This window comes from Sphingobium sp. PAMC28499, from assembly GCF_004795815.1.
GTDB classification, from domain to species: Bacteria; Pseudomonadota; Alphaproteobacteria; order Sphingomonadales; family Sphingomonadaceae; genus Sphingobium; species Sphingobium yanoikuyae.
This window is the reverse complement of record NZ_CP039248.1, coordinates 915,951-941,342: the sequence shown is the minus strand read 5'-3', so window position 1 is coordinate 941,342 and position 25,392 is coordinate 915,951. Positions and strand designations below refer to the sequence as shown.

Below are 25,392 nucleotides of genomic sequence, written 5' to 3'. Positions count from 1 at the left end.
AAGGTTGACAGCAGGATCGGGCGTTGATTCAAGGCTGCCTTTTGGAGGTGGCGTTGGGCGAGCGTATTGGGCTGACGGAGGACGAGTGGGGGATCATCGGCACATTACTGCCATCTGAGCGTGGTCGTGGCTGTCGTCCAGCACAGGACAACCGGCTGTATTTCGAAGGCATGATGTGGATCGCCCGCACAGGTTCGCAATGGCGCCACTTGCCGGATGAATATGGCAAGTGGAACAGCGTTTTCCGCCGCTACCGGCGCTGGGTTACGACCGGGGTGTTCGAGGCGATGCTCGAGACACTGGGCGAAATGGTGGCTCGTGATGCCACTGCGGACATGATCGACAGCACCGTGGTCCGAGCACATCATTGTGCCGTCGGCATAAAAAAGGGACTCAGGAAACCGAGGCGCTTGGCCGATCGCGAGGCGGATTCAGCACAAAGCTCCACGCCCGCTGCGATGCCAAAGGCCGACCGCTCGGCTTTGTCCTGACGCCGGGCCAGAGCCACGATATCCAAGGCTTTGGCCCGCTGTTCCGTTTGATTGCTCATAAGATCGAGGCATTGTTGGCGGACAAGGGCTACGATGCAGATGCCATCCGCGAGGAATTGGCCAATGCTGACGTTGAGGCTGTCATTCCCGCCAAAAGCAATCGGCGCGATCCAATCCCACACGATCGCGAAAAATACCGTTGGCGCAATCTTGTCGAACGCCTCTTCAACAAACTCAAGAACTGGCGGCGTATCGCAACTCGATACGACAAAACCAAAGAGTCCTACCTCGGCTTCGTCAATCTCGTCTCAGCCCTGCAATGGATACCCTTTGTCCACGAAACCTAGAGCATCCTCCGATTAGGTTGGATCGGAGGATGCTCTAATTTCCTTTTGTTTGCCGCATTCTGCGAGTCATCGGCTGTTCCAGCCGACTTCAGAATGCTCTAGCCCCGCCCCTCGGCCACGATGCGAAACTCGTCGAAGATATCGGCCGGGATGGCATAGCCGGCGCCATCGTCACGGATCCTGTCGATATGGGCGGCAACATCCTCGGCCGTCGGCGGCGCGTCCAGCCCATGGTCCCATCCCTTCGTCGCGCCGACGAACACCCGCGCGATCCGGCCGCCGAGCGCGGAATAGATGCTGTGGGTCGAGGTGCAGCGCTCATGGGCCAGATACGCGACCAGGCCGGCGGTGAAGCGCGGATCGAAGCTGGGGCCGAGCGCCCGGCCCCAGGGATTATGCCCCAGCGTCCCCTCGCTCATGCCCGCCGACATGCGGCTGGCGGCATTGGGCATCACCGCGTTGCAGAGGATGCCGTGCGGCCGCCCCTCCTCCGCCAGATTGTGCATCAGCCCCATGATGCCACCCTTGGCCGCGCCATAGGCGGACAATTGCCCCATCCCCAGCATGCCGCCGCCCGATGTGGTGAGCACCAACCGACCCCCGCCCTGCGCCCGCATATGCGGCCAGGCAGCGCGCGCGACATTGAAGGAGCCGCGCACATGGACGGCGAGCAGCGCATCGAGATCAGCCGCCGTCAGATCCTCGACCGGCGCAAAGCGCATATTGCCGGCATTGGCGATCACCGCGTCGATCCGGCCGAAGCGGGCGATGGCGAGGTCGACCATTGCCTGCGCGCCGTCGGGCGACGACACATCATCGCCATTGGCGATCGCGATGCCGCCCGCTGCAACAATCTCTGCCGCGACGGCATCGGCCATGGTCGAGGACGCCCCCTCCCCCGTCACCGATCCGCCCAGATCATTGACGATGACCGCGCCGCCGCGCGCGGCGATGTCCAGCGCATAGGCGCGGCCGAGGCCCCCGCCCGCCCCGGTGATGAGGATGGTGCGGCCGGTGAAATCGATCCTGTCCATGCTCATCCCAGTTGCGCGATGATCTGCGGCAAGTCGGCGGTGGTGCGGATACCCGGCGGCGCATCGCACACGGCCGCAATGGCATTCACCGCGCGATGAGCGGTCAGGCCCGGCGTGAAAGCGGCATAATCCTCCGGCGCGACCGGGAAGCTGATGTGGACGTCGAGCGGCGTGTCGCCCTGCACCTGGATACGCCAGCCGGACTCGCGCAATTCCCAGTCGGGGCGGTCGATATCGCGGGTGCAATACCAGTTGGCGCGGAAGCGCAGCACGGCCTTGTCGCCCTGCATCCCCGATATGGTGATGCGCTGGGCGCCGACGGTGCCGGCGGCGATCGTGCCGGCCGCGATCGTCACGTCGCGGGTCGCCGCCGCCATTTCGCCGAATGCCTCCCACCGGTCTACCGAGATGCCGGCGGCGTCGGCCAGTTGGGCGAGCGAGCCGGCGAAATCATGCTTCACATAATCGACCTTGCGCTGGTCGAACGCGGTCGGCGCAACGCCATAGCCCATGATGTTGAACAACAGGTCGGGTGAATCCCGGCTTTCCATGTCGGCAAACTCGTCGATCGTCAGGCAGTCATGCCGGCGCGAGAGCGAGAGCAAGGGAATGGTCAGCGCCTCGGTCACGAAACCGGGGCTGGAGCCGGTGCTGTAGATCGAGCTGTTGCCGGCCTGGCAGGCGGCCTCGATCCGGGCGCGGACATCCGGGTCCATGGAGGCGGGATGATGGAAGTCGCCGCGCGTGGTGACGACATTCTTGCCCGATGCCAGCAGCCGGCACAGTTCGTCGATGTCGGTCCCCTGCCGCATATAGAGGACGCAATCGGCCGGGGTTGCGACCAGCGCGTCGACATCGCTGGTGGCGATAATGTCCTGCGGCGCGGTGCCGGCGAGCACACCGGCATCCTGCCCCGCCTTGGCCGCCGAACTGACCCACAGGCCGGCGAGGTCCAGCCCCGGATGCTCGATCACCGCGCGCAGGGCACGGCCGCCGATATTGCCGGTGGCCCACTGGATCACCCGATAGTGCTTGCCCATCGCCATCCTCTCCCTTGCCGCCCGATCAGAATTTGACGCCGGCCTGGACGCCCCAGGTCGCGGGCGCACTCCAGACATTGCCGATGCCGAAATTATTGCTGAGCACCTGGGTGCGGTAGCGGCTGTCGGTGACATTGTCGCCGAAGACGGCCAGCGAGAAACGGTCGCTGGCGTCGGTCCATTCCGCGCGCAGCGCCAGCACCTCATAGCCCTTCTGCGCGAACTGGGTGCCGGACGGGCCGAAATAGAATTTCGAGGTGTAATAGAGATTGCCCGACAGGGCGAGCGAACCGCCGGCCAGGTCCAGCGTGTAGCGCGCGCCGACATTGCCGGTGAAGTCGGGCGTGCGCTGCATATGCACATCGTTGAGCTGGGTCGGCACGACGACGAAGCTGATCCCCTGCGCCGCGCAACTGGCGAGGGTGCAGCGCGTATAGATCGGCGCATCCTCGAAATTAGTGTAGCGCGCATGGGTATAGGCGGCACCGACATTGAACTGGAACCGGTCGGTCAGCCGATAGGAAAGCTGGCCTTCCAGACCATAGATTTCCGACGAGGCGGCGTTGATGATTTGGGCCGAGGGCGGATTGCCGCGATAGAGCGACACCTGCAGATTCTTGTAATCATAATAATAGGCCGACAGGTCGACCGACAGGCGCCGGTCATCATATTTGAAGCCCGCTTCAAAGGCGTCGATATCCTCCGGCGCGACCTTGTTGCCGGTATTGCCGCCAACGTCGAGAATGCCCGACTTATAGCCCTTGCTATAGGAGGCGTAGACGCTCGACTCCTCGCTGGGCTTGTAGCGCAGCACCGCGCGCGGCGTGAACTTGTTGCCCTTGAGGTCCGGCACATAGGTGCGCACGCCGGAGAAGGGGATGATATAATAGGCGTCGCCGATCCTGTCGTGGCTGTAGCGCCCACCCACCGTCAGGAACAGGTCGGGCGTGAAAGCATAGGTAAGGTCGGCAAAGGCCGCATAGGATTTGCTGTTGGTGCCCGAACCGCCCAGCGCAATGCTGGCGAGCGGATCGCCGGCGGTCGGCGTGCCGACGCGCGTGCCCCATCGGTCCTTGTTATTGAAGTAAAAAAGGCCGGCGGTCCATTGCAGCGGTCCGCCCGGCTTCGAGGTGAGCAGCAATTCCTGCGAGACGGTCTGGCTGCGCACCGGAATGTGCAGCAGGAAGATATTCGCCGCCGTGCTGTCCAGATCCTCGACGATCAGCGAATTTTCGTCGCGATACTGGGTGTAGGAGGTGAGGTCGGCAAAGCCGAGGTCCGCCTTCAGCGTGCCCTGGATCACATCATTGTTCGACAGGAACTCGGTCGGGCCGCCGGTCGCCACATCATCATGTTTGGTGGCATAGAGGCTGGGCGGCAGGTTGGTGCCCGCGCCGCCAATATCGTCACCGACATAGATATTGGTGTTGAGCAGGGTCGGATCATCGGTGTCGCTATGGGTATAGCGCAGAAGCAGCGACACGGAATCGCTCAGGTCCGCCTTGATCCCGGTACGCACCGACCAGTTGCTGTAGCGCCCGTCCCGGTCGCTGCCGGTAGTGATATTGTGGACGAAGCCGTTGCCGCGCCGGAACAGCCCCTCGACATCCATCGCCACATCCTGGACCACGCCGAAGGTGGCATAGCCCTGCACCGCCAGGCTGTTGAAGCGGCCATAGCTGACCTTGAACTCGCCCGCGCCGTCGCTGCTGGGATCGGCCGTGGTCAACAGGATCGCGCCGCCAGTGGTGTTGCGGCCGAACAAAGTGCCCTGAGGTCCTTTCAGCACCTGCACGCTTTTCAGGCTCATCAGCTGGAAATCGGCGGCCAGCGGGTTGGGCGAATAGAAGCCGTCGACATAGATGCCGACATTGGCGCCGCCGCCCGAACTGGCGACCGCCGTGCCGACGCCGCGAATGGTCGGCTGGACGAAGGCGGCGGCGCTGTCGAAGCGCAGCGCCGGGGTGACGGTGGCGATGTCGGTGAGCTGGCTGGCGCCGGCGCTGGTCAGCTGATCCTGGGTGACGGTGGTGATGCTGATCGGCACGTCGCGCGACAATTCGGCACGGCGCTGGGCGGTGACGATGATCAGATCCTGATCATTCTGGGCTGGCGGCGGCGGCGCCTCCTGCGCGACAGCCAGGTGCGACACGGTGGCCAGCAGCATGGCCGCGCCAATACCCGACGAACGAATAAGCGTCTTCCGATGGATCATCCTTGCCTCCCATGATCGGTGCCGGTGGTCCGGCCTTCCCTATGGGCGGCATGATAAGGCCGAGAACCGCGGTCTCGCGCGCAGATAAGCGGCCCGCGGCTGACTCATCGCCTCGGCGTTGCCGCGCGCGGCTCAGGGGCCAAGATATCCAATCGTATCCTGACGCGGATCGGGCGAGTCTGCGCGCCAGCGGACCGATCCGAATGGCCGCTCCAGCCGCCGCCGCACCCGCACCTCGCCGGCCTTGCGGTCAAAGGCGCGCGCCACCTGCTGCGCCAGCTTGTCGGCCTGGGTGAAACGATCGCGCATGTGGAGATAATCGCCCCAGGTCGGGCATTGATAGCGCTCGGTCCACAGCGCGGGATTGGCGATGTCGCGCGCGATCGACCAGTTGAAGCCGCCATTGCGCATCCGGGTGCGCTGCACCTCCACCATCGCCGCATAGAAATCGCGCGCCTGGTCGGGATCGACATCATAGTCGATCTCGATGATGACCGGGCCGGAGCGACGGGTGAGCGCCATGCCGACTTCCGGTTCGCCCGCGATGATGAAGGGCTCGACATCCGCCTCGCTGGTCTCCGGCAGTGGCAGCAGCCAGCCCAGCAACGGCAATATGGCCAGTGCCAGCCCCGATCCATACATGGCAATGTCGACCGACCAATGTTGCGCCACCAGCCCCCAGAGCAGCGCGCCAATCGCGATGCCGCCGGTCAGCGCCGAGGAGAAGAGCGACAAGGCCCGCGCTGTCACCCAGCGCGGCGCCGACAGCTGCACCGAGACGTTGAACAGGGCGATGGTCAGGATATTGGCGCCGCCCGCGACCAGCAACGCCAGGCAGGTGAGCGGCACATGGCGGCTGACCCCGACCAGCGCCAGCGCGAGGCCGCTGACCAGCGCCAGCACGGCGGTCGTCCGCTGCGTTCCGAAGCGGTCGCGACATGGCCCGACCAGCAGCGCCCCCAGCACGGCCCCCACCCCGCTGGCGCCCAGCAACAGGCCATAGACGCTGGCATCGCCGCCCAGCAGATCCTTCGCCACCAATGGCGCGAGCGCGGACGCCGACGCGCCGGCCAGTCCGAACAGGAAGGCGCGCAGCAGCACCGTGCGGATCGCCCCGGCATGCAGCGCGTAGCGCATGCCCGATACCATCGCCCGGTGGAATTGTTCGGGCGGCAGGCGCGCGGGCACATGGCGCCGCTGCCAGGCGAAGAAGGCAAGGAACAGCGGCAGATAGCAGATGGCGTTGATCGCAAAGGCGGCATGGGCGCCGGCGGCCAGCACGATGATGCCACCCAGCGCCGGGCCGAAGCTGCGCGCGACATTATAGCTGATCGTGCCCAGCGCCACGGCGGCGGGCAGCAGGCGCGGCCCGACCTGTTCGCTGATCGACGCCTGCCAGGCCGGCGAATAGAGCGCGACGCCCGCACCGATCAGCGAACAGAAGGCGAGCAGCATCCAGGGCGAACTATGCCCCGTCCAGGCCAAGAAGGTCAGCAGCGCCGCGCAGGCCATAGAGAAAGCGAGGCCGCTCATCGCGATCCGGCGGCGGTCGAACATGTCGGCAAAGGCGCCGGCGGGCAATGTCACCAGCATCAGCGGCAGCATCAGGGCGGTCTGGACCAGCGCGACCATGCTGGGCGACGCGCTCATCCGCGTCATTTCCCATGCCGCGCCAACGCCCAGGATCAGCTGGCCGAAATTGGAGAGAAGGCTGGCGGTCCAGATCCGGCGGAACACCGGTTCGCGCAGCGGCGCGAAGCTGCCGCCCGTCGCCTGCGCGACATCGCCTTGCGCCATCCGTCTCCCTCCTCATCATCTGCCCGCCCAGCCTGCACCAGCCGGGCGACGCAGGCCAATCGGCGCGCGATCAATCGCCTGTGCGATTGGGGGCCGTCCCGCTTCCATGCGATAGGATGCGAGAGCCGCGCCTGCGGCAAAAGAGACCGGGAGAAGATGCTTGACCGACGCCTATATCATTGATGCCGTCCGCACCCCGCGCAGCATCGGCAAGATGGGCAAGGGCGCGCTGTCGCACATGCACCCGCAGCATATTGCGGTGGCGGTGCTGAAGGCGCTGAAGGATCGCAACAATCTGAACACCGCCGATGTCGACGACATCATCTGGGGCACCAGCGCGCAGATGGGGCTGCAGGGCGGCGACCTTGGCCGGATGGCGGCGCTCGATGCGGGCTATGACGTCAAGGCTTCGGGCGTGACGCTGGATCGCTTCTGCGGCAGCGGCCTGACCGCCACCAACCTGGCCGCGGCGCAGATCATGTCGGGCATGGAGGATCTGGTGATCGCCGGCGGGACCGAGATGATGTCCTATGTCACCTGGTACGGCCAGTCGCTGCGCGAAGCGGGCGTGAAGGCCGCTGGCGGCCTTGGCACCGGCAATATGCGGTTGCAGGACAAGCATCCCCAGTCGAACCAGGGCGTGGCCGCCGACGCGATCGCCGCGATGGAGGGGATCACGCGCGAAGAGCTGGATGCCTTTGGCGCGGAGAGCCAGCGCAGGGCCGGCATTGCGCTCAAGGAGGGCCGCTTCGCCCGGTCGACCGTGCCGGTGCATGACGAGGATGGCAGCATCGTGCTGGACCATGAGGAATATCCCCGCCCCGACACCTCCGCCGAGCAGCTTGCCGGGCTGAAACCCGCCTTCGCCGCGTTCATGGACATGCCCTCGCGCCAGGATGGGCCGACCTTCCGCCAGCTGATCAACCAGAAATATCCCGACCTCGCGATCGAGCCGCTGCATCATGCCGGCACCTCGTCGGGCGTCGTCGATGGGGCTGCCGCGATCCTGCTAGCCTCGAAAGCCTATGCCGACGCCCATGGGCTGAAGCCCCGCGCCCGCATCGTCGCGACCGCCAATGTCGGCGACGATCCGACGCTGATGCTGAACGCCCCGGTCCCGGCCGCGCGCAAGGTGCTGGCCAAGGCCGGGCTGACCGTGGCCGACATCGACATATTCGAGGTCAATGAAGCCTTTGCCGTGGTGACGGAGAAGTTCATCCGCGACTTGGGCGTCGACCGCGCCAAGCTCAATCCCAATGGCGGCGCGATTGCGCTCGGCCACCCGATCGGCGCGACCGGGGCGGTGCTGATCGGCACCGCGCTCGACGAACTGGAGCGCAGCGGCGGCCGCTATGCCCTGATCACCATGTGCGCGGCCGGGGGCATGGCGCCCGCGATCATCATCGAACGTGTCTGATCGGATCGTCCGGCCGCCGCGTTGCGCCGAACAGGAGGAGGCTGCTTTCGTTTCGCCGCGATGGCGCTATGCTGCGCGCACAATGGAAAGCCTGCAGGACAAGACACTCGCCGACAACCCGCCGGCGCTGATGCGCAACGCGACGATGAAGCTGACGATCATCGCGCGTCAGCTGCGCGCGCATTTCGACCAGAGCGTAGTGCGGCTGGGCGTCACCCGTTCGCAATGGACGGTGATCGCGGCGGTCGCGCGCTATCCCGGCACGACCCAGCGCCATATCGCCAACCTGCTGGAAATGGCCGAGGCATCGGCCGGGCGGCTGATCGACCGGCTGTGCGCTGACGGCCTGCTGGAGCGGCGGCAGAAGGATGATGATCGGCGCGCCCATGCCGTATTCCTGACCGAGCGTGGCCAGGCGATCACCATGCAGCTATCCGGCATCGCGCAGGAGAATGAGGAGGTCGCCTTTGCCGGCTTCTCGGCCGAGGATTTGAAGCGCCTCAACAGCCTGCTCGACACGATTTCGGAAAATATCGTCAAGCCCTGAAGGCCGCCGCCGTCCCGGCGCCCCACCTTTCCCGGACATAAAAAAGGGCCGCTCCGGCAAGGAGCGGCCCATTCGCTATCGGCCGGCGCAGGGGAGGCCGCGCCCGGCGATCTCTTAGTGCGCGGTCAGCAGATCCTTCTTCGACAGGCTGGTGGTCAGCTTGCCGTCGGCGGCGGTCAGGCTGGACGCCGGCACGTTCACCATCTTGCCGTTGAGGATGATCTGCGCATTGCCATCGGCCGCGACGCGATAGATGGCGGCCAGACGATCGCCGCTGGCGGTGTAGAGCATCTTGCCCTTGTAGTCGGCAGCGGCGGTGGCCGCGCTGATCTGGACGGCTTCGCCAGCAGCAGCGACCTGCGGCAGAGCGGCAGCGGCGAGAGAGAGCGACAGGGCGATCTTGGCGAAACGAGTCATGGCACAACCTCTTCAACTAAAAACGGGTCGAGGAACTATATCCCCTTAACACTAAGCTAGGTTAGCTATTGCCGGTGATAATGTCAAGCTAGCTTAGTATTTATTTTTGCATGTGCGAACAGCGGCTTGAGCGGGCAGACAAAAGGCCGCGTCCATATGGAACGCGGCCTCTTCGTCCCATGGACGCAGCCCCGGAGGTTCAGCGCGGCGGAAAGCGAATCGCGCCGTCGATCCGGAACAGCTGGGCGTTGATGTAGCTGTTGCGCGTGATCTCCAACGCCAGGCCGGCAAATTCCTCGGGCTTTCCAAGGCGCTTGGGGAAGGGCACGCTGTTGTTCAGGCTTTCGTACATGGCCGGGTTCATGTCCTTGAAACGCAGCATCGGCGGCGTCGCAAAGATGCCCGGCATGATCGCATTGACGCGAATCCCCAGCTCCATCAGGTCGCGCGCCATCGGCAGCACCATGCCGTTGACCCCCGCTTTCAGCGAGCCATAGGCGACCTGGCCGACCTGCCCATCCTGCGCCGCAGCACTGGAGGTCAGCAGGATGCTGCCCCGCTCGCCATCCTCCAGCGGGTCGAGCGCCGCCATGCCGAGCGCCGCGATCGAGGCCATGCGATAGCTGGCGACCAGCACGCCTTCGGCCGAGATCGCATAATCCTGCGTCGACATGCGCTTGAAGCCGCCGGTCTCCTTGTCCTTAGACACGGTCTTGCCGCCCTTCGACACGACCGCGCAATGGACCAGGATGCGTTCCTGCCCCTGCGCCGCCCGCGCCGCGTCGAAACCGGCGAGCACGCTGTCTTCCGACATGATGTCGACCTGGCAGAAGGTGGCGCCGACCTCCGCCGCGATCGCCTGACCGCTATCCTCGTTGATATCGAAGATCGCGACCTTCACCCCCGCCTCGCGAAGCGCCCGCACCGTCGCCAGCCCCAGGCCCGACGCGCCGCCGGTCACGACCGCGGACAGGGAAGAGTCGAGTTTCATGGCATGTCTCCCACATCTGTTTTCGGACTGGCTATGGCACAGCGGCAAGGCGGCTCAACCCATGGCCCGGTCGACGCCGGCAATATCGCCGCGGCGCTAGGGGGGCGGGGCGCATCGCGATAGCGATAGCAGGCCCGCCGGACTTGCGGCGACCGGCGCAGCTTCTACCCTTTCCCCAACAGGTCGCATCATGCGGCGAATGAGGGGATGGCTGATTTTATGACCCAGGTGATGAAGGGGGTGCGCGTTCTGGAAGTGGCGCAGTTCACCTATGTGCCGGCTGCCGGCGCGATCCTGGCCGACTGGGGCGCGGACGTCATCAAGATCGAGCATCCGGTGCGCGGTGACACGCAGCGCGGGTTCCTGAACATGGGCGGGGTGCAGCTCGATCCACTGCGCCACACCTTGTTTGAGCATCCCAATCGCGGCAAACGCAGCGTCGGCATCGACCTGTCGACCGAGGAAGGCCAGGCCGTACTCTATGAGTTGGCCAAGAGCGCCGACGTGTTCCTGACCAACTATCTTCCCCAGGTGCGGCAGAAGAACAAGTTCGACATCGAGCATATCCGCGCGGTCAATCCGAACATCATCTATGCCCGTGGCAGCGCGCTGGGCAACAAGGGGCCGGAGCGTGAGGTCGGTGGCTTCGACGGCACCTGCTTCTGGTCGCGCAGCGGCGTCGCCCACGCGATGACGCCCGAGGAACTGCCCGGCCCGCTGACCCAGGGCATTCCCGCCTTTGGCGATTCCATCGGCGGCATGTTCATTGCCGGCGGTATTTCCGGCGCGCTGTTCCACCGCGAAAGGACCGGCGAGGCGGTCGAGCTGGACGTGTCGCTGCTGTCGAGCGCCTGGTGGGCATCGGGCGCGCTGATCGCGCAGGTGATGGAGACCGACATCCTGACCCGCAACGGCATGCCGAGTTCCGGCGGATCGCTGCGCAACCCCTTCATGGGCAATTTCCATACATCGGACGGCGGCACGATCAACCTGTGCATGGTCAGCCCCACCGGCCTGATCGCCGATACCTTCGCCCATGTCGGCGTGCCCGAGGCGGCGGACGATCCGCGCTTCAAGGATGTGCTGGCGCTGATCGAGAATGCCGGCGCGGCGAGCGACATATTGGTCAAGGCCTTCGGTCAGAAGCCCTTCGCCTATTGGCGCGAGCATCTGAAGACGATGAAGGGCCAATGGGCGCCGATCCAGAGCTTCAAGGATCTGCTGACCGACGAGCAGGCGATCGCCAACGACATGATCATCGAGGTCGAGGGCGCCGATGGCGGCGCGCCGCTGCGGCTGGTGCGCGGCCCGGTGCAGTTCGACGGCCAGCCGGTGCAGACCACGCGGTCGCCCCAGGCATCGGAACATACCGAACTGGTGCTGATGGAACTGGGCGTCGAGTGGGACCAGATTGAACAATGGAAGGCCAGCGGCGCTATCGCCTGAAGGGGCGACGTCGGGGGGCTGGAAGGCAGGAATGATATGAAACCGGGTACGAAACTGAAAAGCGCGGTGTGCGACACCGAAGTGATGGTGATCCGCAGCGGCACTGGCACGATCGAATGCGGCGGCAGCGCCATGGGCGAAGCCAAGCCGGATACGGTCGGCACACCCGCCGAGGATTTCAGCGCCGGCACGCTGATGGGCAAGCGCTATGTCGATCCGGCCGGCAATTTCGAATTGCTGTGCGTCAAGCCGGGCAAGGGTTCGCTGTCGGTCGACGGCGTGGCGCTGAGCCCCAAGGACGCCAAGCCCCTGCCCGCTTCGGACTGACGCCCATCCCATGAACATCGCCCTGTTCCTTGAAATGGCGGCCGATGCCGCGCCCGACCGCATCGGCCTGGTCTGTGACGGCCAGCGCTGGAGCTATGCCCGGCTGCTGGCTGGCGCGCGCGGCGCCGCCGCGCTGATCCGGGACAGTGGCTGCAGCCATGTCGCGCTGCTGGACGAAAGCAGCGAGGCGGCGGCGATGGCGCTGTTCGGCGCGGCGATTGCCGGCGTGCCCTATGTGCCGCTCAACTATCGGCTGGCCGACGCGGACCTGGCCGCACTGCTGGCACGGATCACGCCGGCGCTGATCGTCGGCGATGTCGCGCGGGTCGAACGCCTCTGCCCCTCGGCCGACAACAAGGTGCTGGCGCGGGCCGATTTTGTGACCGCCGCGCTGGACGCTGCGGCCGATGCGCCGATCGAGGCGGACGAAGGCGATGGCGTCGCCATCCAGTTGTTCACCAGCGGCACCACGGCCGCGCCCAAGGCGGCGATCCTGCGCCACGCCAATCTGGTCTCCTATATATTGGGTACGGTCGAGTTTGGCGCCGCGCCGGAAGAGGATGCCGCGCTGGTCAGCGTGCCGCCCTATCATATTGCCGGCATCGCTGCCCTGCTCAGCTCCATCTATGCGCTGCGCCGCATATTGCTGCTCCCCGCCTTCGATCCCGCCGCCTGGCTGGAGCTGGCGGCAGGGGAGCGGGCGAGCAATGCCTTCGTCGTGCCGACCATGCTCTCCCGCATCATCGAGACGGTGGACAAGGGTGTCCGCCCCGACCTCGGCAATCTGCGGGCGGTCGCCTATGGTGGCGGCAAGATGCCGCTGGAACTGATCCAGCGCGCGCTCGACCTGTTTCCCAATACCGGCTTCACCAATGCCTATGGCCTGACCGAGACCAGCTCGACGGTCGCCCTGCTGGGGCCGGACGAGCATCGCGCCGCCCATGTCGCGACCGATCCCGCCGCCCGCGCCCGGCTGGCGTCAGTCGGCCGGCCGCTGCCGACGGTCGAGATCGAGATTCGCGACGAGGATGGCCGTTGCCTGCCCGCCGGCGAGCCGGGCGAAATCTATGTTCGCGGCGACCAGGTGTCGGGCGAATATCGCGAGCGCAGCGCGCTCGACGCCGATGGCTGGTTTCCCACCCGCGACGCCGGCTATATCGATGCGGAGGGCTATCTGTTCCTGTCGGGCCGCGCCGACGACGTGATCGTGCGCGGCGGTGAGAATATCTCGCCCGGCGAGATCGAGGATGTGATGCTGGCCCTGCCCGCCATTGCCGAAGCGGCGGCCGTCGCCATCCCGTCGGCCGAATGGGGCGAGGCGGTCGGCCTGATCGTGGTCGTGCGCGACGGCCATGCAGCGCCGGCTGACGAGGAACTGAAGCAGGTCATCCGTGCCCGGCTGCGTTCTTCGCGAGTGCCCGAGCGCGTGCTCTTTGCTAAGAGCCTGCCCTATAATGAAATGGGCAAGCTCCTCCGCCGGGAAATCAAGAAGCTGTTCGCAGCCTGACATGGCTCTCGCCCTGCCGCTTGCCGGCTGGGCCGAGGCGCAGTTGGAGGCGATCCGGGCGCTGGCGGGAACGCCGGCGCTGGCGGGTTTGAGCGGCGCGCAACTGCTGGGCGAGCGGGCGGCGCTGAATGGTTTTTCGATACCGGGTCGGCGCTCGGCCGGGGGGGGATGCCGGCTTTATGACGCGATCGACGGACAGGTCGCGCTGACCCTGGCGCGGGCCGACGACCGGGACCTGATGCCGGCCCTGTTCGGTGATGCTGGCATCGAAAGTGACAGCGATATTGTCACAGGCTTCGCTACTGCACAGACCAGCGCGATCGTGATACAGGGGCGGCAACTGGGCCTTGCGATCGCTGCGATCGACGAGGTGCCGGCCAGCCCGGCCTGTCGCCTGATGGTGACAGGGGGTGAGCGGCCGATGCGCGACGGGCCGCCGCTGGTGATCGACCTGTCGGCGCTCTGGGCCGGGCCGCTGGCCGGGCATCTGCTCGGGCTGGCGGGCGCGCAAGTCATCAAGGTGGAGAGCCGCAACCGGCCCGACCGGATGCGCGCGGGCGATCCGCTGCTGTTCGCGCGGCTGAACCAGCACAAGGCCAATGTCGCGATCGACCTGCGCAACGCGGAGGATCGGGCGGCGCTGATCGCGCTGATCCGCCGTGCCGACATGGTGATCGCCGCCGCCCGGCCGCGCGCGCTGGCGCAACTGGGGATCGATGCCGATGCGCTGGTGCGTGCGGTGCCGGGGCTGGTCTGGGTGACGATCACCGGCCATGGCGCGGAGGGCGACGCCGCCCACTGGATCGGCTTTGGCGATGATTGCAGCGTCGCCGGGGCCCTCAGCGCCGCATTGCGGCAGGCAAGCGGGCGGATCGGCTTTGGCGGCGATGCCTGCGCCGACCCATTGACCGGAATCCATGCTGCGCACCGCGCGCTGGCACAGTGGCATGAAGGCATGGGTGCGCATCTGCTGCTGTCGATGAGCGCCGTGGTGGCCGAGGCGATTGACTGGGAACGGGCGCAAGACGCAGCGGGCTTCACCGCGACACTGCAACGCTGGGCCGCGGCCGAGGGCGCCTCCTTCCCCGGCGTTGCACAGCGAACCACGGGACCGGTCGCGGCGCTGGGGCAGGATAATGGGGCTTGGCTATGCTGATCCGCGACGCCGAACTATGGGGCAAGGGCCGGGCCGATCTGCGCATCGCCGAGGGACGAATCGCGGCGATCGGCGCACTTGCCCCCCTGCCCGGCGAGCCTGTGATCGATGCCAGTGGCGGCGCCTTGCTGCCCGGCCTGCACGATCATCATATCCATCTTGCGGCCCATGCCGTCGCCCGCGCCTCCCTGCCCTGCGGATCACCGGCCGTGACCAGCGAAGCCGATCTGACCGCCGCGCTGGCGCAGCCGGGCGAGGGCTGGCTGCGCGGCATCGGCTATCATGAAAGCGTCGCCGGCCTGCCCGATGCGTTGACGATCGACCGTTGGCAGGCCGAGCGACCGGTGCGCATCCAGCATCGGTCGGGGCGCATGTGGCTGCTCAACAGCCGGGCATTGGATCTGCTGCTGGCACTGGACGCCCCGCCGCCGGGGCTGGAGCGGATCGACGGGCGCTGGACCGGACGCTTGTTCGACGAGGATGGCTGGCTGCGCCGGGTACTGGGCGGCACGCCGCCGGCGCTGGACGCGGTGGGGCGCGAACTGGCCCGCCATGGCGTCACCGGCGTTACCGACATGTCGCCGGGCAATGACGGCGCAAGCCTGCGCTATTTCGCCGCCGAGCGGGCGGCCGGTCGCCTGCCGCAGCATCTGGTTGCCGCCGGCACGCTCGCATTGGGGGACTCGGCGCCCCCGCCCGGCATCTCGGTCGGCCCGGCCAAGCTGCACCTGCATGAAAATGCCCTGCCCGACTTCGACCAGTGCGTCGCCTTCCTGCGCGCCGCGCACGACCAGGGGCGAGCGATCGCCAGCCATTGCACGACCGAGACCGAACTGGTCTTCACCCTCGCCGCGCTGGCTCAGGCCGGCGCGCGGCCGGGCGACCGGATCGAGCATGCCGGCGTCACCCCCGATGTGCTGCTGGAGCAGATGATCGAATTGGGCGTGCAGGTGGTGAGCCAGCCGCATTTCATCGCCGAGCGCGGCGATCAGTATCTGCGCGATGTCGAACCGCGCGAACGGCCCTTGCTCTATCGCCTGGGCGCCTTTGCCCGCGCCGAGCTGGTGCTGGCGGCGGGCAGCGACGCGCCCTATGGCGTCGCCGATCCCTGGGCGGCGATGCGCGCGGCGGTGGCGCGCAGGACGGAGAGCGGCGCGGTGATCGGGCGGGACGAGGCGCTGACGCCGGAAGCGGCGCTGGCCCTCTATCTCGCCGATCCGCTGGACCTGCGCCAACAGCGGGCCCTCGCCGTCGGCGCACCGGCCGACCTGTGCCTGCTGGATCGTCCCTGGACGCAGGCGCGGGACCGCCTGCGGGCGCAGGATGTGGCGATGACGTGGATCGCCGGATCAGTCGTCCATGATCATGTCGACCAGACCCCAGCCTAGCGCCGTGCGGGCGTTGATCCGCTTACCCGACAGGATCATCAGCGCGGCACGCTGACGCCCGATCCGCCGGCTGAGCGAGACGCAGCCGCCGGCGCCGGGGATGATTCCCATCGCCAGTTCGGGCAGATGGAACCAGGCGTCGGCGCTGGCTGTGATCTGCCCGGCAAAGGCCGCCATTTCGAGGCCAGAGCCGACGCAGCCGCCCTGGACATGGACCGTCAGCCGATCGGCGCAGCGCAGCAGCGCGTGGGCCGGCAGCGTCTGCATCCGGATGTCATGTGTGGTTGCCGGATCGCGCGTGGTGCCAAATTCACTGAGGTCCGCGCCGGTGCAGAAGCTGCGGCCCGCGCCGCGCAGGCTGACATGGCTGATATCGGGATCGAGCGCGGCAATGTCGAACGCCGCGCGCAGCCCGTCGCGCAGATCGCGGTCGATGGCATTATGGGCATTGGGCCGATCGATCAGGATCGACAGCCGGTCGCCGTCCCGATCCACCTTGATGGTGCCGGGCGACTGCACAGGCGCGGGCATTTGCGCGGCCAGCCAGCGGGCATGGCCGGCACTGCCCTGAAGCAGACCATAAGCAAGCGATTCCGCGACCAGCGCCTGGGCCGGGTCCAGCCCGTGGATCAGCCGCAACAATTGCACCAGCACCCGCGCCGCTTCCGGCTGCGCCACGATCTGCTGCGTGATCGCACCGAGCGACACCGGCAGTTCGACCAGCGCATCAAGCCGCGACGCAAGCGGATGGCTCGGGTCGCCGATCCCCAACAAGGGAAAGGGCGGCAGATGCAACGGCGCATCGGTTCGCGGCGCCCGGTCGAGATCGACCAGCCCATAGGGCTGCGCATCCCCGGTCCAGGGCAGCGTCAGGCCATCGGGGTCGATCAGGGCGGCAGGGCCGGGCATGGGTGGCAGGGTAGGACCGGGCCGAAGCGCGGCAAAGGCGGACGCAGCATTGATCGCCAGGGCGTTGCGGACAATGGCTGACCAGCGCCGCGCCCTGCCGCAATATCGCGCCATGGAGACGGATCACCCCAGTCTGCGCGCGCTCGCCACCGCCGCCCTGCAACGGCCCGCCGATCAGGCAGCGATCCTTTATGAGGGCGAATGGATCGCTTGGGGAGCGCTGCATGCGGTAGCCGAAGAGATCGATGCGGCACTGGATGCGAGCGGCATTGCCCCGGACGCCCCGGTCGCCTTCGTCGCGCGCAATCGGCCGGCGGCGCTCGCCGCGCTGCTGGGCCTGATTGCGCAGGGGCGGACGATCCGCATGATCTATGCCTTTCAGTCGGACGCCGCGATCGCCCGCGACCTGACGCGGATGGCCCCCGCCGCGCTGGTCGCCTTTGCCGAGGATATCGGGCCGGAGATCCGGGCCGTGCTGGCGACGGAAGGCATCGCGGCAGTCGCGATCGACGGCATGGCCGCGGCTGCGCTGCCGGGTCATGAATATGCCTCGCCAGAAGTTCAGCAGCGTCAGGGCCCGGCCGCTCCACAAATCGAGATTTTGACCAGCGGCACCACCGGCCCGCCGAAAAGCTTTGCCGTGCCCTATGCCCTGCTGGAACGGCATTTCCTCTCGACCCCGCTGACCCGGCAGCAGGCGGACGATCCCCAGGCCGCACCGCCCTTCCTCCTCTATTTCCCGCTCGGCAACATCACCGGCCTCTATTCGACGCTGCCGATGCTGCTGCGCGGGCAGCGGGTCGAGCTGCTGGAGCGCTTCTCGCTCACCGCCTGGCATGCCCATGTGCGGCGCTGGCGGCCCAGCCATGGCGGCCTGCCGCCGGCCAGCGTGCAGGCGGTGCTGGATGCCGACTTACCGGTCGATGACCTCGCTTCCCTGCGCGCAATCGGCTGCGGCGCGGCGCCGCTCGATCCCGGCGTGCAACAGGCGTTCGAGGCGCGCTACGGCATTCCTATCCTGCTCTCTTATGGCGCCACCGAGTTCGCCGGCCCGGTAGCGTCGATGACCGCCGCGCTTCATGCCGAATGGGGATCTCGCAAGATCGGGTCGGTCGGCCGCGCCATGCCGGGCGCACAGTTGCGCATCGTCGGTCCAGACAGCGGCATCCCGTTGCCGCCCAACAGTGAAGGTCTGCTGGAAGTCATTGCGCCGCGAATCGGACCGGACTGGATTCGCACGTCGGACATCGCGCTGATCGATGCCGATGATTTCCTGTTCCTGCGCGGCCGGGCGGACGGGGCGATCATCCGCGGCGGCTTCAAATTGCTGCCCGAGTCGATCGAACGCGCCCTGATGCTGCACCCGGCCGTCGCCGAAGCGGCGGTGACAGGCATGGCGGACCACCGGTTGGGGCAAGTGCCGGCGGCCGCCATCCGGCTGCGTGCCGATTTTGCTGCACCTGCGATCGCAGCATTGGAAACGCATGTGCGCCAGCATCTTCCTGCCACCCATGTTCCGGTAAAATGGCTGTTCGTCAGGGACTTGCCGCGCACGCCCTCGCTCAAGACCGATCGCCGCGCGCTGCAGGCGCTGTTTGCGAATATGTCGCCGAAAACGGAGAATGAGACAGAGAATATCACATAAACGAGGGCATCTCATTTTTTGTTGACAGCCTCCCGGCGTTAGTGAACAACCATGTTCAATAACGAAGGAGAGGAACCATGGCTCTGATCGAGTCCCATAAGCCGAGGGTAGCCAAGACCGAGTCCAACAAGGCGAAGATCGCCAAGCGCGTGGTCGAGGTGCTGGAATTTTTCGACGAGGATCACCCGCAGGCGACGGTGATGGACATTGTCCGCCGCTTCGACCGCCCGCAGTCGAGCACGTCCGAATTGCTGTCGAGCCTGGTCGACCTGGGCCTGCTCCACAAGGATCCGGGTTCGCGCGCCTATTCGCCGACCCCGCGCGCTGCGATGCTGGGTGCCGCGATCCAGCCGCGCATGGTGCGCGATGGCGTCCTCAACGGCCTGATCGATCGCCTGTCGGCCCAGACGGGCCTTGGCATTGCCGTGTTCGGCATGGTCGGCCTCAACATCCAGATCGTTCACTGGCGCGCTGGCAAGAAGGCGCTGCGCACCTCGGCCAATAACGGCCTGGCCGGTGGCCGCCAGGAACGGCTGACCGACTCCGCCGCTGGTCTGCTGATGCTGTCGACCGTGCAGCAGCCGCGCCGCGACGGCCTGATCCGCCGCCTCAATGCCGAAGCGCCGCAGGAGCGCAAGTTCGTCTTCGCCGATGTCGCCGGCCAGGTGCAGCGCTGCCGGGACGAGGGGCATATCAGCGGCTTTGCCGGCTTTGGCTCGATCGCCGACGTCACTGCGATGCTGCTGCCCCACATGCCCGACGGCCAGCCGCTGGCGATCGGTTTCGTCTATGAACCGTCCGACCAGATCGATGCCGCCGGCCTGCAGCGCACGCTCAGCGAAGCGGTCCGCCGTTCGGTCGAGGAACAGTCGCCGGCCGCCTCCGTCCAGCCGATCTTCGAATCCGCCAGCTGGCAGGGTGCGCTGGAGGTGAAGCATGGCTGATGTGAAGGACAAGGACGTCGCCGACGCCCAGGCCGCGCGCAAATATTGGTCGGCCGAAGGCTATACCGAAGGCGGCGTCATCCGCGAGGTCGACTATAGCACCCAGTCGGGCGGGCTCGACCCGTCGCTGGCCGGCATCAAGATTGTCGACACCGACACCCATATCACCGAAGCGCCCGACCTCTTCACCTCGCGCGCGCCGGCCAAGTACAAGGCCAAGGTGCCCTATGTGAAGCAGGACGCCGACGGGGTCGAACGCTGGTATGTGGGCGACCGCAATTTCGGATCGATGGGCGGCAACGTCATCCGCGCCGACAATAACAAGCTGCTCGGCCGCCTGGCCTTCCCCAAGCTGGCGCAGGCGCATCCGGGTGGCCATCTGATCAAGGAACGGCTGCAGGCGATGGACGATATGGGCATCTATGCCCAGATCGGCTTTCAGAATTCGGGTGTGACCCAGGCCGGATCGCTGATGTCGCTGGGCGACCCCGACCTCGCGGTCGCGATCATCCAGATGTATAATGACGCATCGGCCGAATATCAGCAGGTGTCGGGCGAACGCATCTTCAACATGGCCCATCTGCCCTTCTGGGACCAGAAGGCGATGGAGGCCGAAGCGCGGCGCTGCGTCGACATGGGCCTGCGCGGCTTCGTGCTGCCCGATACGCCCGAGCGCGTCGGCGTGCCGAGCTTCCTGCATGATTATTGGACGCCCTTCCTGGAAATGTGCGAGGCCGAAGGCCTGCCGCTCAATTTCCATCTCAATGCGGCGATCGACCCCAATACGCTGACCTGGGACGGCTTCGGCTTTGAACAGACGCTGTCGGTGGTCGCCACCATGTTCTCGATCGGCAATGCCGCGACGCTGGGCAACTGGATGGTATCGGGCCGGCTCGACCGTCATCCCAAGCTGAAGATCGGCCTGATCGAGAGCGGCGCGGGCTGGGTGCCCTTCGCGATCGAGGCGCTGGAGCATCAGTTCGACGAAATGCTGCCGAGCAAGGTCGGCCTGCTCAACAAGCGGCCTTGGGAATATTTCCGCGACCATTTCTGGGTCACCTTCTGGTTCGAGAAGGTCGCGCCCAAGCTGCTGCTGGAAACGATCGGCGTCGACAAGGTCATGTTCGAAACCGACTTCCCGCACCCGACCTCGCTCTATCCGGGCGTGCAGGCGCATCTGACCGATGTGCTGGGCGGCTATGACTTTGCAGTGAAGAAGAAGGTGCTGCAGGACAATGCGGTGAACCTCTACAAGCTGCCTTTCTGAGGGGCGCAATCCGGATAAAAACGGAAAGGGGCGCTCCTGCCGGGAGCGCCCCTTTCCATTGGAGGGCGGTCGTCGAAGACAGTCATTGGTGAAAATGGAGACGCGAAAGCGCTCCGCCGCCAGACAGATGATCGGCGGCGAAGGGCCATGATCGCGGCAATGTCGGTCAGTCCAGCGGCTTTGGTGCGCCAGTCCCCATGTAGCGGGACAGGTTGTAATGGAGGCTGGCCACCGCCCGCTCCATATAGGGGTTGGGCTGGGTGCCGCGGAAGCCGACATTCTTCATGCCCTGCTGCACCGCCTGCATATTGGTAAAATCCTGTTGCAGCACCGGCGGCCATTGCTCCGCCTTGGTATATTCCCATTCGGTGGCGGGCGTTTCCGCGTCCGGGAAAAGCTCATAGACCGCCGCCTCGAAAATGCACTTGTCCGGGTCCGCGCCATAGGGGCGGGCCGAATAGCAGAGCATATTGTTGACGGCATGGCCGATCTGGAAATTGGGGAAGATCTGCCAGGCGGTGCCGCTCTTGGCGGTATGGGCGGGTTCGACCACCGGCCAGAAGACGCCGCGCTTCTCATCATCGGCACGCGCGGTGGCGAGCCAGTGCTGCAGCACCTGCGGCGCGGGGGTGCCCTCGGGCAGTTCGTCCTTCAGCCGCTGGGCGGCGGCGACCAATGTCATGGTGGTGTTGGTATTGGCATTTTCCCAGGTGAAAAGCTGCATTTCCGCGGTCGACAGGCGCGGGTCTTCGCCCGATCCGATGCGCAGCTTGGCTTGGTTCTCGTCCATATTCTTGGGCGCTTCATAGCCGATATTGGTGTGCAGCCCATGTTTGCGCGCCCAGCCGCGAAATTCGCCAAAGGCGTTGAATTCGGGATGGGTGGTCTGGACATGATAGGTCTCGCTGAACGCCTCCATCGCGACCTTCCAGTTGCAGTCGAAGATGATCCATTTGCGCCAGCGATAGCGCATATTCTGGAGGCCGAAGGGATCGAGCATGTCGGGCACCACGCCCAGATAATCGGTGAGCGGGCCGCAATCGGGATCGAGATTAATCCAGGCCCAGCCACCCCAACTATCGACGCTGACCTTGCCGAGCGCGGTGCGCTGCGCCGTCAGCTTGCCCTGCCAGTCATCGGCATGGTTGGCGAAGGTGCATTGTCCCTGCCGGTCGAAGGTCCAGCCATGGAAGCCACAGATGATCGACTTGCGATTGCCGCGCGCGTTGCGCTGACCTGCGGGCGTATCGATCAGGCGGCGGCCGCGATGCGGGCAGACATTATGATAGGCGCTCAGCTCATCCGGCCCGGTGCGCATGATGATGACCGAATCTTCGAGAATGTCATAGGTGACGAAATCGCCGACATTCGGAATATCCTCCAGCCGGGCCGCCTGCAGCCAGACCTTGCGCCATAGCCGCTCCTGCTCGGCGCGGGCATAGTCCTTGGACACATAGGCTTCGACCGGGACGATGACCGGCTCGATCAGATCCTCGCCGGGCGTGCCGATGCTGCTGATCTCGTTCATGGCCTATTCCTTCTCCACTTCACCCTTTTGCCATGCCCGCGTCACCCGGACTTGACGATTTCAGACAGTCGGGCTCAGCGCCCGGTCCATTGCGGCGTGCGTTTTTCGGCAAAGGCGCGCGGTCCTTCCTGCGCGTCCTTGCTGTTATAGGTATATTCTGAGGCGGCGCGGGCGGCCTGCAGCGCGGCAGCGCGGCCCATCTCGGTCGCCAGCATCACCGTGTCGCGCCCGGCCTTCACCGACAAGGGCGCGCCCTCCAATATCTCCGCCGCCAGATCGAGCGCGGCCTGAATCAGCGCCTCGGGCTCGGCCAGGCGATTGACCAGGCCGATCTCGTAGGCGCGCTGGGCGGTGATCGGCTTTCCGGTCAGGATGATCTCCATCATGATCCGCTGCGGGATCATGTGAATGAGCGGCGCGGCCCAGGGCGAGCTGCGCCCCACCTTCACCTCGGTAATGGCGAAGCGCGCGGCCGTGCTGGCAACGCACAGGTCGCAGGCCTGGGCGATCATCCAGCCGCCGGCAAAGGCGACGCCATTCACCGCCGCGATCGTCGGCTTGCTGAGTTCGATGCTGTCATAGGGCAGCGGGAACATGGCGCGCGGCGGCACGGCCATGCCGGTGTCGACCATTTCCTTGAGGTCGCCGCCCGCGCAGAAGGCCTTGTCCCCCGCGCCGGTCAGGATAGCGACGCGCAGCGCCGGATCAGTCTCGAATCGGTCCCAGGCGGCGCGCAGCCCCTCGCGCACGTCGCGGCCCAGGGCATTGCGCTGGTCGGGGCGGTTGATGGTGAGGATGGCGATGCCGTCGGGCCGCGCCTCGAACAGAACCGCGTCGGTTGAAGCGTCGGGCATCAATACCCCCTCTGCTGGATGATATGGGCCGCCCGCTCCAGCTCCTCGCGGAAGGTGGGATCGGCGATGGCGATCAGGCGGCGGGTGCGTTCGGCGAGTGTCTGCCCTTTCAGCTCCGCCGCGCCATATTCGGTGACGATGATGTCGACATCGCTGCGCGCGGTTGTGACGGGGCCGGACAAGGCTGGCACGATCTTGCTCAAACTGCCGCCCTTGGCCGAGGCGGAGAGCGCGATGATCGAGCAGCCGCCGGGCGAGCGGGCGCCGGCGCGGACGAAATCGACCTGGCCGCCGGTGCCGCCGAGATAGGCCGCGCCCGACTGTTCGGCATTGACCTGGCCGGTGAGGTCCACCTCCAGCGCGCTGTTGATGGTGACGAGGCGCGAGAGCCGACCGAGGACCGCAGCGTCATGGGTGTAACTGGTCGCGCACATGCGGATGGCCGGGTTGTTGTGCGCCCAGTCATAGAGGCGGCGGGTGCCGATCAGCGCGCCGTTGATCGAGACGCCGGTGTCGATTTCCTTGCGGGCGTTGGTCAGCACGCCGGCCTCGGCGAGGTCCACCAGCCCGTCGCCCAGCATGCCCGAATGGACGCCCAGGTCGCGCCGGTCGCCCAGCAGACGCAATATCGCGTCGGGCACCGCGCCGACCCCGGTCTGGATCACCGATCCGTCGCCGATATAGGCGGCGCAGTGGCGGGCGATCGCCTCGTCGGTGGCGCTGATTGTCGCAGGCGCCACCTCGACCGGCGGGCGCGTCACGGGAATGGCGACGTCGATGGCCGAGGCCGGGATCAGCTCGCCCGGCACATAGGGCACGGCTTCGTTGATCTCCGCAATCACCACCCGCGCCTTGTCCATGGCTGCGCGGACATAGTCGCCGATCAGGCCACAGCTATGATTGCCCTCGGCGTCGGCCGGGCTGAGCTGGATCATCGCCACGTCGCAGCCGATGATGCCGGCCGTGATCATCGGCGCGACCTGGCTGACATGGACGGGGATGACCTGCAGCTTGCCGGCTTTCGTCATCGACCGGAGCGCGCCGATCGCGCCCATCGAGGAAAGGCGGAAACTGTCGGCGCTTTCGGGCGTGAACAGGCCTGAGAAGCTGGTGGCGATGAAGGCGGACAGGTCGCCGATCCGCGCGCCCTGTTCGATCAGCGCGCTGACCAAGCTGACCGGCTCGCCGCAGGCCTGGCCAAAGACGATGCGGTCGCCGCGCCGCAGATAGGGGGTGAGGTCGATCACAAGGCCCCGACCTGGCGCAGCAATTGTTCGGCGCGGCTGAGATAGGGCCGGTCGAGCATCCCGCCCTTGTAGCCGATCGCGCCGACGCCGGGATTGGCGGCGAAGATGTCGACGATCGCCTGCGCCTCGGCAATCTCCTCTTCGGTCGGGGTGAAGGCCGCGTTAATGACATCGACCTGCACCGGGTGGATCGCCAGCATGCCGCGATAGCCGTCGCGCCGGACCTTTTCGGCGCGCGCCTTCAGCCCGTCGAGGTCGCGGAAGTCGCCCTGGATCGTCTCGATCGCGGTGACGCCGGCGGTGGCGGCGCCGAGCAGGCACATGGAGCGCGCCAGTTCATAGGTGAAGCCATAGCTGCCATCGGCATTGCGGTTGGAACTGGCGCCGATCGAGTCGGCCAGATCCTCCGCGCCCCAGGTCAGTGCCACCACGCGCGGCGCGCCCTTGTAATCGCCGGTGTGGAACATCGCCTCGGCCGTTTCGGTGACCAGCACGATCAGCGGGGTCGATCCGCGTGCGATGCCATTCGCGGCCTCGAACGCGGTCAGATAATGGTCGAGCAATTCGACATCCTGCCGGCCATAGACTTTGGGCAGCATGATGCCGCCCGGCCGCGCCGGCATGATCGCGGCGAGATCGTCGAGCGTATAGGGGCCGTCGAGCGGATTGACCCGGACCCAGAGCCGCTCGCGCCCTTCCGGCCTGGCGGCGAGGAAATCATGCACCATCTGGCGGGCGATCGCCTTGTTCTCGGTCGCGACGGCATCCTCCAGGTCGAACAGCGCGATATCGGCGGCGCTGTCCGCCGCCTTGGCCATCTTCTTCTCGCTGTCGCCCGGCGCGAACAGCCAGGAGCGCATCTTGATCGGCAGCGTCAT

22 protein-coding genes and 1 pseudogene are annotated in these 25,392 nt (G+C 66.3%); 12 read left to right on the top strand and 11 right to left on the bottom strand.

Translation table 11 applies throughout. The annotated features are described in order from the left end of the window. Positions 1-47: 47 nt before the first annotated feature. Both E5554_RS23260 and E5554_RS23255 read left to right on the top strand, forming a co-directional pair. Positions 48-362 (top strand): annotated as a pseudogene (locus E5554_RS23260) (transposase); the annotation flags it as partial. A 5-nt stretch (positions 363-367) separates the two neighbouring features. Continuing rightward, complete coding sequence (locus E5554_RS23255) at positions 368-838, top strand: IS5 family transposase (RefSeq protein WP_080604449.1); 471 nt, start codon at positions 368-370, stop codon at positions 836-838. Positions 839-936: 98 nt separating this feature from the next. Here the strand turns inward: E5554_RS23255 and E5554_RS04495 are convergent, their stop codons facing one another. From E5554_RS04495 to E5554_RS04480, 4 genes are all read right to left on the bottom strand, one after another. Further along, entirely contained in the window at positions 937-1,872 is a 936-nt protein-coding gene (locus E5554_RS04495) for an SDR family NAD(P)-dependent oxidoreductase (RefSeq protein WP_136186074.1), read from the bottom strand. Between the two features lie 2 nt (positions 1,873-1,874). Continuing rightward, positions 1,875-2,912: a dihydrodipicolinate reductase gene (locus E5554_RS04490; RefSeq protein WP_136188252.1), complete on the bottom strand. Its 1,038-nt coding sequence runs from the start codon at positions 2,910-2,912 to the stop codon at positions 1,875-1,877. A 25-nt stretch (positions 2,913-2,937) separates the two neighbouring features. Continuing rightward, complete coding sequence (locus E5554_RS04485; RefSeq protein WP_136186073.1) at positions 2,938-5,127, bottom strand: TonB-dependent receptor; 2,190 nt, start codon at positions 5,125-5,127, stop codon at positions 2,938-2,940. A 132-nt stretch (positions 5,128-5,259) separates the two neighbouring features. Then, complete coding sequence (locus E5554_RS04480; protein WP_136186072.1) at positions 5,260-6,924, bottom strand: MFS transporter; 1,665 nt, start codon at positions 6,922-6,924, stop codon at positions 5,260-5,262. 160 nt (positions 6,925-7,084) lie between these two features. Here E5554_RS04480 and E5554_RS04475 point away from each other — a divergent pair, with 160 nt between their 5' ends. Together E5554_RS04475 and E5554_RS04470 are read left to right on the top strand one after the other, a co-directional pair. Next, positions 7,085-8,341 carry an acetyl-CoA C-acetyltransferase gene (locus tag E5554_RS04475; RefSeq protein ID WP_136186071.1) on the top strand — a complete coding sequence of 419 codons (1,257 nt, stop codon included), beginning with the start codon at positions 7,085-7,087 and terminating at the stop codon, positions 8,339-8,341. Positions 8,342-8,423: 82 nt separating this feature from the next. Next, positions 8,424-8,888 (top strand): MarR family transcriptional regulator, encoded by a 465-nt coding sequence (locus E5554_RS04470; RefSeq protein WP_004209468.1) that lies wholly within the window; start codon positions 8,424-8,426, stop codon positions 8,886-8,888. A 114-nt stretch (positions 8,889-9,002) separates the two neighbouring features. Here the strand turns inward: E5554_RS04470 and E5554_RS04465 are convergent, their stop codons facing one another. Continuing rightward, positions 9,003-9,305 carry a hypothetical protein gene (locus E5554_RS04465; protein WP_004209466.1) on the bottom strand — a complete coding sequence of 101 codons (303 nt, stop codon included), beginning with the start codon at positions 9,303-9,305 and terminating at the stop codon, positions 9,003-9,005. Between the two features lie 199 nt (positions 9,306-9,504). Then, entirely contained in the window at positions 9,505-10,296 is a 792-nt protein-coding gene (locus E5554_RS04460) for an SDR family oxidoreductase (RefSeq protein WP_136186070.1), read from the bottom strand. Positions 10,297-10,515: 219 nt separating this feature from the next. On the opposite strand from E5554_RS04460, the gene E5554_RS04455 reads away from it, so the two are divergent. Genes E5554_RS04455 through E5554_RS04435 form a run of 5 tightly spaced genes read left to right on the top strand, consistent with a single transcriptional unit; the run spans position 10,516 to position 16,120 of the window. Continuing rightward, complete coding sequence (locus tag E5554_RS04455; RefSeq protein ID WP_136186069.1) at positions 10,516-11,742, top strand: CoA transferase; 1,227 nt, start codon at positions 10,516-10,518, stop codon at positions 11,740-11,742. Between the two features lie 36 nt (positions 11,743-11,778). Further along, on the top strand, positions 11,779-12,069 hold the full coding sequence (locus E5554_RS04450; RefSeq protein ID WP_136186068.1) for a hypothetical protein: 291 nt from the start codon (positions 11,779-11,781) through the stop codon (positions 12,067-12,069). A gap of 10 nt (positions 12,070-12,079) precedes the next feature. Beyond that, a complete protein-coding gene (locus tag E5554_RS04445; RefSeq protein WP_136186067.1) occupies positions 12,080-13,576 on the top strand; it encodes a fatty acid--CoA ligase family protein in 1,497 nt (498 codons plus the stop codon). A gap of 1 nt (position 13,577) precedes the next feature. Continuing rightward, positions 13,578-14,732, top strand: a complete 1,155-nt coding sequence (locus E5554_RS04440) for a CoA transferase (protein ID WP_136186066.1) — start codon at positions 13,578-13,580, stop codon at positions 14,730-14,732. Continuing rightward, complete coding sequence (locus tag E5554_RS04435) at positions 14,726-16,120, top strand: amidohydrolase family protein (RefSeq protein WP_136188251.1); 1,395 nt, start codon at positions 14,726-14,728, stop codon at positions 16,118-16,120. The genes E5554_RS04440 and E5554_RS04435 overlap by 7 nt, the downstream gene beginning before the upstream one ends. Here E5554_RS04435 and E5554_RS04430 read toward each other — a convergent pair. After that, complete coding sequence (locus tag E5554_RS04430; RefSeq protein WP_136186065.1) at positions 16,082-17,029, bottom strand: enoyl-CoA hydratase/isomerase family protein; 948 nt, start codon at positions 17,027-17,029, stop codon at positions 16,082-16,084. The genes E5554_RS04435 and E5554_RS04430 overlap by 39 nt on opposite strands. A 73-nt stretch (positions 17,030-17,102) precedes the next feature. On the opposite strand from E5554_RS04430, the gene E5554_RS04425 reads away from it, so the two are divergent. From E5554_RS04425 to E5554_RS04415, 3 genes are all read left to right on the top strand, one after another. After that, entirely contained in the window at positions 17,103-18,674 is a 1,572-nt protein-coding gene (locus tag E5554_RS04425) for a fatty acid--CoA ligase family protein (RefSeq protein ID WP_136186064.1), read from the top strand. Between the two features lie 77 nt (positions 18,675-18,751). After that, positions 18,752-19,618, top strand: a complete 867-nt coding sequence (locus E5554_RS04420; protein ID WP_004209457.1) for a helix-turn-helix domain-containing protein — start codon at positions 18,752-18,754, stop codon at positions 19,616-19,618. Next, complete coding sequence (locus E5554_RS04415; RefSeq protein ID WP_037508167.1) at positions 19,611-20,885, top strand: amidohydrolase family protein; 1,275 nt, start codon at positions 19,611-19,613, stop codon at positions 20,883-20,885. Before E5554_RS04420 ends, E5554_RS04415 begins: the two co-directional genes overlap by 8 nt. 166 nt (positions 20,886-21,051) lie before the next feature. On the opposite strand, the gene E5554_RS04410 is transcribed toward E5554_RS04415, so the two are convergent. From E5554_RS04410 to E5554_RS04395, 4 genes are all read right to left on the bottom strand, one after another. Next, positions 21,052-22,413 carry an aromatic ring-hydroxylating dioxygenase subunit alpha gene (locus E5554_RS04410; protein ID WP_136186063.1) on the bottom strand — a complete coding sequence of 454 codons (1,362 nt, stop codon included), beginning with the start codon at positions 22,411-22,413 and terminating at the stop codon, positions 21,052-21,054. Positions 22,414-22,487: 74 nt separating this feature from the next. Further along, a complete protein-coding gene (locus tag E5554_RS04405) occupies positions 22,488-23,267 on the bottom strand; it encodes an enoyl-CoA hydratase-related protein (RefSeq protein WP_136186062.1) in 780 nt (259 codons plus the stop codon). Next, positions 23,267-24,514, bottom strand: coding sequence for an acetyl-CoA hydrolase/transferase C-terminal domain-containing protein (locus E5554_RS04400; protein ID WP_136186061.1), 1,248 nt, complete (start codon positions 24,512-24,514; stop codon positions 23,267-23,269). The genes E5554_RS04405 and E5554_RS04400 overlap by 1 nt, the downstream gene beginning before the upstream one ends. After that, positions 24,511-25,392 (bottom strand): CoA ester lyase, encoded by an 882-nt coding sequence (locus tag E5554_RS04395; protein ID WP_136186060.1) that lies wholly within the window; start codon positions 25,390-25,392, stop codon positions 24,511-24,513. Before E5554_RS04395 ends, E5554_RS04400 begins: the two co-directional genes overlap by 4 nt.

Bases quoted from the DNA above. Each gene is read 5' to 3' on its own strand.
- E5554_RS04495 (WP_136186074.1), bottom strand. From the start codon at position 1,872: ATGGACAGGATCGATTTCACCGGCCGCACCATCCTCATCACCGGGGCG.
- E5554_RS04490 (WP_136188252.1), bottom strand. From the start codon at position 2,912: ATGGGCAAGCACTATCGGGTGATCCAGTGGGCCACCGGCAATATCGGC.
- E5554_RS04485 (WP_136186073.1), bottom strand. From the start codon at position 5,127: ATGATCCATCGGAAGACGCTTATTCGTTCGTCGGGTATTGGCGCGGCC.
- E5554_RS04480 (WP_136186072.1), bottom strand. From the start codon at position 6,924: ATGGCGCAAGGCGATGTCGCGCAGGCGACGGGCGGCAGCTTCGCGCCG.
- E5554_RS04470 (WP_004209468.1), top strand. From the start codon at position 8,424: ATGGAAAGCCTGCAGGACAAGACACTCGCCGACAACCCGCCGGCGCTG.
- E5554_RS04465 (WP_004209466.1), bottom strand. From the start codon at position 9,305: ATGACTCGTTTCGCCAAGATCGCCCTGTCGCTCTCTCTCGCCGCTGCC.
- E5554_RS04460 (WP_136186070.1), bottom strand. From the start codon at position 10,296: ATGAAACTCGACTCTTCCCTGTCCGCGGTCGTGACCGGCGGCGCGTCG.
- E5554_RS04455 (WP_136186069.1), top strand. From the start codon at position 10,516: ATGACCCAGGTGATGAAGGGGGTGCGCGTTCTGGAAGTGGCGCAGTTC.
- E5554_RS04450 (WP_136186068.1), top strand. From the start codon at position 11,779: ATGAAACCGGGTACGAAACTGAAAAGCGCGGTGTGCGACACCGAAGTG.
- E5554_RS04445 (WP_136186067.1), top strand. From the start codon at position 12,080: ATGAACATCGCCCTGTTCCTTGAAATGGCGGCCGATGCCGCGCCCGAC.
- E5554_RS04440 (WP_136186066.1), top strand. From the start codon at position 13,578: ATGGCTCTCGCCCTGCCGCTTGCCGGCTGGGCCGAGGCGCAGTTGGAG.
- E5554_RS04435 (WP_136188251.1), top strand. From the start codon at position 14,726: ATGCTGATCCGCGACGCCGAACTATGGGGCAAGGGCCGGGCCGATCTG.
- E5554_RS04430 (WP_136186065.1), bottom strand. From the start codon at position 17,029: ATGCCCGGCCCTGCCGCCCTGATCGACCCCGATGGCCTGACGCTGCCC.
- E5554_RS04425 (WP_136186064.1), top strand. From the start codon at position 17,103: ATGGCTGACCAGCGCCGCGCCCTGCCGCAATATCGCGCCATGGAGACG.
- E5554_RS04420 (WP_004209457.1), top strand. From the start codon at position 18,752: ATGGCTCTGATCGAGTCCCATAAGCCGAGGGTAGCCAAGACCGAGTCC.
- E5554_RS04415 (WP_037508167.1), top strand. From the start codon at position 19,611: ATGGCTGATGTGAAGGACAAGGACGTCGCCGACGCCCAGGCCGCGCGC.
- E5554_RS04410 (WP_136186063.1), bottom strand. From the start codon at position 22,413: ATGAACGAGATCAGCAGCATCGGCACGCCCGGCGAGGATCTGATCGAG.
- E5554_RS04405 (WP_136186062.1), bottom strand. From the start codon at position 23,267: ATGCCCGACGCTTCAACCGACGCGGTTCTGTTCGAGGCGCGGCCCGAC.
- E5554_RS04395 (WP_136186060.1), bottom strand. From the start codon at position 25,392: ATGACGCTGCCGATCAAGATGCGCTCCTGGCTGTTCGCGCCGGGCGAC.